This window comes from Actinophytocola sp., from assembly GCF_036555685.1.
In the GTDB taxonomy this organism is placed as follows: domain Bacteria; phylum Actinomycetota; class Actinomycetes; order Mycobacteriales; family Pseudonocardiaceae; genus Actinophytocola.
The window spans coordinates 1-1,695 of the sequence record NZ_DATBKY010000167.1 but is presented as its reverse complement, the minus strand read 5'-3'; the positions used below and the strand labels follow the sequence as shown (position 1 = coordinate 1,695).

Below are 1,695 nucleotides of genomic sequence, written 5' to 3'. Positions count from 1 at the left end.
ATACGGGGCGTCTTGACTTGACCCGTTCCAGCGGTACCCTGGACGGGGGATTCGAATCGACCATCGGGGGGGCTGATGAGGGCTCGGGTATTGCGGGCGGCTGCAATGGCCGTGGTGTTGGGTGCGTGGGGGCTTGTGATCGGGACGCCGGCGTTCGCCGTCGTGTCCACGACGCCCACGCCGACGTGGCAGACGAACGGCCGCGTCAACGTGATCGTGGCGTACAAGAACCGTGTCTACATCGGCGGGCAGTTCACCGCCGTGCGGCCTCCGGGCGCACCCGCGGGCTCGCAGGAGGTGACCCGCAACCACGTCGCGGCGTTCAACGTCGCCAAGGGCACGCTCGTGCGGTGGAACCCCAACGTGAACGGCACCGTCCGGGCGATCCAGGTCATCGGCGACACGGTCTACCTCGGCGGCTCGTTCACGCGGGTCGGCAACTCCGGCCGCCAGCGGCTCGCCCAGGTCAACACGACCAGCGGCGCCTTGACGGCGTGGCATCCCGGTGCGAACTCCGAGGTGCTCGCAATGGGGCACGCGAACGGCCTGCTCTACGTCGGGGGCGGGTTCACGACGGCGGGCGGCGCGGCCCGCGCGCATCTCGCCGCGTTCTCGACCAAGACCGGCGCCCTGGCGCCGTGGTCGCCGTCCACCGACGACCAGGTGAAGGCGCTCGTCGTCACGCCGGGCGGGGCCCGTGTGGTCATCGGCGGCCTGTTCACCCAGGTGAACGGCACGTCGGCCCAGCATCTCGCGGCGATCAACCCCGGCGGCAGCGGGACGCAGGCGAGCTGGGGCAGCCACACCAACTACCCGGTGATCGACCTCGCCAAGGATTCGAAGGGCGTCTACGTCGCCGGAGCCGGCGGCGGCGGCAACTTCGAAGGCACGTCGCTGACCGGTCAGGAGAAGTGGGCCGGCGGCACGAACGGCAACGTCCAGGCGATCGCCGTCCTCGGCGGGATCGTCTACATCGGCGGCCACATGCAGTTCTACTGCGGGCCGCAGCACGGTCAGCACACGTGCACGAACCCCATCGCGCGCGACAAGCTGCTCGCGGTCGACGAGGACAACGGCAATCTGCTGCCGTGGGCGCCGGGCGCCGACAGTGCGCTGGGCGTGTTCGCCCTCACGGGCATGGGATCGACGGGCAACCTCCTTTCGGGCGGCGACTTCCGGCACACCGGAAACCGCGCCCAGCAGGGGTTCGCCCTGTTCGGGAACTAGCCGACCACGAGCACAGCCGAGCCCTGGACCTCGCCCGCCGCAAGGCGGGCGAGGGCCTCGGGCGCCTCGGCCAGTGCGAACGTCTGCGTCTGGACCCGGATGGGGATCCGGGCCGCGAGCTCGAGGAACTCATTGGCGTCCGCCCGGGTGAAGTTCGCGACCGAGCGCAGCACCCGCTCGCGCCAGAGCAGGTCGTAGTCGAAGGCGGGGATGCCGTCGAGGTGGATGGCGTTGATCGCCACGGTCGCCCCGGGGCCGAGCGCCTTGAGCGCCGAGATGACGACCGACCCGGCCGGTGCGAACGTGACGGCCGCGTCCAGCGGTTCGGGCGGGGCGTCGTCGTACTCGCCGACCCAGGCCGCGCCGAGCTCCTGCGCGAGTCGGTGCTCGGCCGGCGAGCGTGAGAAGACGAGCACCTCGCAGCCCCAGTGCCGGGCCACCTGGATCGCAAGGTGGGCCGAGGACCCG

The 1,695-nt window shown here is 71.2% G+C and carries 2 protein-coding genes; one reads left to right on the top strand and one right to left on the bottom strand.

Features of this window, described 5'->3' with window-relative positions:
• Nucleotides 1-135: 135 nt before the first annotated feature.
• Nucleotides 136-1,227: a hypothetical protein gene (locus tag VH969_RS16045; RefSeq protein ID WP_331974850.1), complete on the top strand. Its 1,092-nt coding sequence runs from the start codon at nt 136-138 to the stop codon at nt 1,225-1,227.
• Here the strand turns inward: VH969_RS16045 and VH969_RS16040 are convergent.
• Nucleotides 1,224-1,695: zinc-binding dehydrogenase (locus tag VH969_RS16040; RefSeq protein ID WP_331974848.1), on the bottom strand; the 472-nt coding region annotated here is incomplete at its 5' end. The two genes, VH969_RS16045 and VH969_RS16040, sit on opposite strands and share 4 nt — an antisense overlap.